Genomic DNA, 5,388 nt, shown 5'->3' with positions numbered 1-5,388 from the left:
TGGCCGGCCGCCATTTCGATTTTGAGATGCTCAGCGGCTTAGATTTGTGCGCTCGTTTTTTTGCTCATTCTCTCGAAAATTTTACTTGACTTTTTTTAGCAGGTCTTCACAGCGGAACATCATTCGTCACCCGCAGCGTCTACTTCGTATACGTCGTAGACTTCATCGGGCCTGGGTTTAAGCCGGGTAGACAGAAACGCCTCAATGTCAAAGGTATTTTTCTTGTCCGCGTCGGCTGTGTACGGATAATTGGGGTGTTTGGTGATATCGTACTTGTCCGAAAGGAAAGGCCGCACACCACGCAGCTGGAGGATGCACTTGCCGCCATCCATAACGGCCAGTTCATCTTGGCTCATCAGCTCTTTCCCCAATTTCTGATAGTTGAGCGAGTGGGAGGTTTCCCGCCCACGGCTCTCGCCGGTATTGTAGGTGTCGATAGTTTCCTTGCCCAGCACAGCGGCCAGCTCCTTGAGGGTGGTCGGCTCCTTGCCGCCCAGGAAGATAGAGGTATCCATGTTGCCGATGATGGTATCGGCGTTGTCCTTGTAAATGGCTTTGAGCTGGGACTGTGCTTGCAGCACCAGACAGGCGGAGATCTCACGGCTTCGGATAGTGGCAACCAGCTTTTCCAGCTTGGGAATCTGGCCGATGTTGGCACACTCGTCAATGAGGCAGCGCACATGGACCGGCAGCCGCCCGCCGTACACATCATCCGCCTTTTCGCATAGGAGATTGAAAAGTTGGGTGTAGCACATGGAGATCAGGAAGTTAAAGCTATCATCCGTGTCGCTCATAATGAGAAACAGGGCGGTTTTCCGGTCTCCTAGGGTATCCAGCTCCAGCTCGTCGTAGGCTGTGACCTCCCGCAGCTCCGCGATGTCGAACACGGCAAGTCGCGCACCGCAGGAAATCAGGATACTCTTGGCGGTCTTACCGGCGGCCAGCTTGTACTTCTTGTACTGCCGGACTGCAAAATGGTTGGGTTTTTCGGCCTCCAGCGCATCAAACATCAGGTCAACGGGGTTTTTGAACTCCTCGTCATCCTCCCGGACCTCCATGGCGTTGATGAACTCGATGAGAGTGGCGAAATTCTGTTCCTCCACCGGGGCCTCGTAGTGGATATACCCGATAAGGGCGCAGTACAAAAGCGTCTCTGCCTTGACCCAAAAATCGTCCCCGGCCTTGCCCTCTCCCTTGGTATTGGCAATTAAGGTCGTGACCAGCTTCAAAATGTCTTTCTCGCTGTGAATATACGAAAAAGGGTTGTAGTGCATACTTTTTTTGAAGTTGATGGTATTGAGGACTTTTATCTGGTATGGCTCATAGATGACCTTGCCGTGCTTATCCTTCATGGGCTTTCCGTCTTTGCCCAGCTTGGGGGTGCCGCGCTGGAGCATTTTGCCGCACTCCACCAAGATGGTGCCTTTGGGGTCTGTGACCACATAGGAGCTGTGCATCTGCATCAGGTTCGGTTTCAGCCAGAACCGGGTCTTACCGGAGCCGGAGCCGCCGATCACCAACACATTTTTGTTTCTGGCAGTCTTGGGGTCCTTGGGGCGGCTGTTCATGGTCAGGCTCTCGGTTTTCGTCAGAATCACATTGTTCTGGAATACCGGGTCGATGTAGGGCGCGATGTCCTCATGGGTCCCCCAGCGGGCAGAACCATATTCTATATTTTTGCGAAATTTCTTGGCATTTTTGCTTTTCATATAAACCGCCAGCCGCAGGCCAGCGCCGCAGCACAGCCCCACCAACAGGTCCAACGGGTGCAGGCTGGGCCACCAGCTGGCCAGCGCCACCGGCAGCGTGGAGAAAAACGAGAGCATTTTGGCCGAAGCGTCCGCACCCACGGCCATCCGCCATGCTTCTCCGAAGTTGGTGGCGAACAGCCCCATCAGGATATAGGGCAGGTTCAGCAGAACGAACTTTTTGATGTCCAACTGCTTTTTCATCGCTCCAGCTCCTTTCGCTTGGTGCGGTCCACCACGGCGTTTTTGACCAGTTCTTTGAACTGGTTCAGCTTTGCCAGCACGGACGGGCGCTCTGTTTTCTCTGCTTTTTTGACTTTTTTGCCGGTGTACTCGGTAAAGGCGGCGGTCAGGGCATCCGCGTCCCGGCCCTTGAAGAAGATTAGGTACTTGGGCGGGGAGCTGCTGCGGTCCTTCTTCACCGCATAGTCCACACCGTATTTCCGGGCGATCTTCTCAAACTCCTTGATGGAGGGGTCCGTGATCTCGATGTTGGAAACGCCCTGATTCTGGCCGACCAGCTGCTTTACCGTCTGCTTGCCGTGGGGAATCACGGGAGCATCCCGGCTTCTCTGCTTTTGCAGCTTCTTTTCCTTGCGGTGAGCAAGGTACTTGGTGATGGCGGCTTTCAGCAGCCGCCCGGTGAATTTGGAGCCGTTGACAACCAGCGTCAAAGTCCTGTTTTCCACTTCTTCCTGCATTTTTCTCACCTCCTCCGTGGAATTTAGCAGGGGTGGCACTTAAAACTAAGGCGGGACCATCAACCGCCGCAGAAGATAGTTGGTCATCAGATCATCAGCAGGATACTGTCCCGCAGTTCAGCAAAATACAGTTTTCCCTGGGGCGTCACCAGCGTGTAGGAGCCGATATGCCCGTGGTTGCAGTAGTCTTTGACGCAAAACAGGCCGTCGTTGGAGGGCTTTGCGTAGGGCAGTACATTCCCGGATGCCGTGCGGTATACAAACCGCTGTTTCAGCAGAAACCGGACAAAGCGACGCTCCGGCACAACCAGCTCCTTGGCGGTGGTACGGAGGTTGGTGCTGTGCTTGAGGTCGATGAACAGGTCGTAAAAGGCGGCCTTGCCCTCCAACATGGCATTTTCCTCCCGCAGCGCCGCATTTTTCTCGCGCTCGGCCAGCAGGTCGGAACAGAGCTTCATCATGGCCTCCGGGGAAGTCGCCATCTCCCACAGCTTTTCCCTGGTGATGTAGGCCCCATGCTTTCGGATGGTGGGCAGCACCTCATCGAATACCCATTTCTCAAACCGTTCCGCCGACGGCAGCTTGCTATGGACAATCAGGCGGTACACATCGCCTTCAGGGATGAAAAGCATTTCCACCATCTGCATGGCGGGGGTTCCATCCGCCTTTTTTCCGGTCTGGACCCCTATGGAACGTTTTGTTCCACCCCTGGTATGGTCACGGACAGCCTTGCGCGGATTGCTATATCCCAATGCAGCGGCAATGTCCGTGCCACAGAACAGGTAATTGCCGTTTTCCTCAATGACACGGATACTGCCGAACTCCGGGTTCTTAAAAATTTCCATCTGGCTCATGTCGTAACCTCCTGTAAAAGTCGTTATAGGGCCTTGGAATAAAAAAAGCGGCCTTACCAGCCGCCTGCGTTCATATCGTGATTGACTTGTGATGTGTAGTGATTGCTCATGGTGGTGGGCGCATTGAACAGCACCGTCAGCAAATACTGCTTCATGTTGCGGACCTGGGTGGTGTTTTTCTGCAAACAATCCATGACAAACTCGATGTGTGAGCTGTCCAGCTTCAAAAACCGGGAGCGCACAACCTCATGGGGGAAATCTGCCCCAGCAATCCGGGTGGTTTTGCGCTTGGCACAGACGGTTTCCACCATCAGCTCCACGATCTCGTCCAGGTCCTCCCGGTAGTTCTCAAACTCCCGGCACAGGTGGTCGTACTCAACGTTCTCCAAAATCAATGCCCGATAACTCTCTACCTCTGCCATCGGCATCGCATCCCTTCCTTTCCGTTCCGGCGGGTCTCCCGCCGCTGCCTCCCGGAAGGGAATAGAATCGGTACTTGATCCATGAGTAATTGATTTTTGGGTATTTGATTTCTCTATATTTAATTCCGCGGGCTTTTCCGTATCCGGTTTATCCAGATACGGGTTTTCCGTATCTGGTGCAGCCGTATCCGGCTGGGGCGTATCCGGGTTTTTCGGCTGTGGCTGCTCGTAGATGACATACTCGGTGTCGCTGATCCGGCCCTGCCGGTCACGCATCTGGTGACGCACGATATAACCGGCGCTTTCCAGCTCCCGCAGCGCCCCGCCAATGGCATCCACACCCTCCTTGCAGATTTTCGCAAGGCCACGGGTGGTATAGTTCCAGTCATCCGGCAGGGACAACATCATGGAAAGCAGCCCCTTGGCTTTCAGGGACAACTTTTCATTTCGCAGGTGGTGATTGCTCATCACGGTATAATCACGGGTTCTTTCAATCCGAAAGACCGCCATTGACTTCACTCCTTCCTCATTTCAGGGCATGAAAAAAGCCACAATCTTTTGTGAAAAAGACTGTGGCTTTCAGCTGTTGTTCGTGTTCTTCCGGGGCCGGTAGGGACGCTTGGGCATTGGCGGCTGATCGAACAGCGATTCATGCTCCGAAAACGGGAGGGCCTGGAAAATCCGGTCAATGTCGGCGGTTTCCATATCGTATTGGGATTGATAGCACTCTCGAATAGCATCCTTGATGCTCTGGATCGTACACATATTCATTCCTTTCCTTTCGCGGTAGTGGCAGGTTTACGGGTGGCGATGGCGCTTGTCCGGCTTGAAGTCGAGAACATGGCCCTCAATCACGCGGGCGTACCGTTTGATTTTGATTTTCCGGCGCTTCTGGCTCAGGAGAGCGGCCTGATACCCGTCCTCCGTAAGAAACAGCCGCATTTCATCACCGGGGCTGCCGTAGGAACAGGGACGCAGGACGGAAAATTCGATCATCCAGCGGGTGTCATCCTGAAAACGCTCCACGGCAAGAATGTTGTGTCCTTTCAGCTCGCGGGCTGAAATATCCCTCATAGGCAGCTCCTTTCTCAGCGTTCGTGCTGTTGCTGGCGTTTTTTCTGCCACTGTTCCAGCAGCTTGATAATGGTTTCCTGCATCCGCTGGGGCGTGTAGCTCCTGGGAAAATACTTTCGCAGGGTATCGGAAGTGAACGTCACCCGGTCCAAATCGCTTTTCTTTTCCTCACCCATAATGGCTCGCATTACATCAAGGGACAAATGCCCCTCCTGGCTGAATTTCTTGAGCCGTTGGGCTTGGGAGAGGGAGGGGGTGGCCTGTTCGCTGTCCATCGCGTCTAGGAGCTGCACCTGTTCCTCTTTTTTGAGGAAGGATAGTTCATAGGCCGGATTGAAGGCAATTTTCTTTTCATCAACCATTTTCAGCAGGTCGGGAATCAGCTCCGTCAGGCGGATATACCGCTTAATCTGCGACTTGCTATCCGGGCTGTTCTCTGCGATTTTTTCTGCCGCAGTCAACTTCGGCCCAACTTGGAGTTGTTGACAAAAGATTCACCCGAGGAGAAAACCATGGTAAAATAAGTGCATACGGGGGTGGGAAGATGCAGCTGAAGTTTCACATGGTGACGATAGAAGATCTGGTACCG

At 53.7% G+C, this 5,388-nt stretch carries 6 protein-coding genes and 1 pseudogene; all 7 read right to left on the bottom strand.

All coding sequences use genetic code 11. The annotated features are described in order from the left end of the window. Positions 1–119: 119 nt before the first annotated feature. The gene (locus B5F35_RS17530) at positions 120–1,952 is read right to left on the bottom strand and encodes a VirD4-like conjugal transfer protein, CD1115 family (RefSeq protein ID WP_087242902.1); all 1,833 of its coding nucleotides are present in this window, start codon (positions 1,950–1,952) and stop codon (positions 120–122) included. Continuing rightward, on the bottom strand, positions 1,949–2,449 hold the full coding sequence (locus B5F35_RS17525; protein ID WP_087242901.1) for a PcfB family protein: 501 nt from the start codon (positions 2,447–2,449) through the stop codon (positions 1,949–1,951). Before B5F35_RS17525 ends, B5F35_RS17530 begins: the two co-directional genes overlap by 4 nt. A gap of 86 nt (positions 2,450–2,535) precedes the next feature. Further along, positions 2,536–3,303: a BRO family protein gene (locus B5F35_RS17520; protein ID WP_087242900.1), complete on the bottom strand. Its 768-nt coding sequence runs from the start codon at positions 3,301–3,303 to the stop codon at positions 2,536–2,538. Positions 3,304–3,356: 53 nt separating this feature from the next. Next, a complete protein-coding gene (locus tag B5F35_RS17515; protein WP_087242898.1) occupies positions 3,357–4,235 on the bottom strand; it encodes a DUF6017 domain-containing protein in 879 nt (292 codons plus the stop codon). A gap of 69 nt (positions 4,236–4,304) precedes the next feature. After that, a complete protein-coding gene (locus B5F35_RS17510; protein WP_087242896.1) occupies positions 4,305–4,490 on the bottom strand; it encodes a hypothetical protein in 186 nt (61 codons plus the stop codon). Between the two features lie 33 nt (positions 4,491–4,523). After that, positions 4,524–4,799, bottom strand: a complete 276-nt coding sequence (locus B5F35_RS17505) for a DUF5720 family protein (RefSeq protein ID WP_087242894.1) — start codon at positions 4,797–4,799, stop codon at positions 4,524–4,526. A 14-nt stretch (positions 4,800–4,813) separates the two neighbouring features. Next, positions 4,814–5,275, bottom strand: a pseudogene (locus tag B5F35_RS17500) (ParB-like helix-turn-helix domain-containing protein); the annotation flags it as partial. Positions 5,276–5,388: the final 113 nt, after the last annotated feature.

The sequence above is a fragment of the Anaeromassilibacillus sp. An200 genome, from assembly GCF_002160025.1.
Classification (GTDB): domain Bacteria; phylum Bacillota; class Clostridia; order Oscillospirales; family Acutalibacteraceae; genus Caccousia; species Caccousia stercoris.
This window is presented reverse-complemented; position numbering and strand designations above follow the sequence as displayed.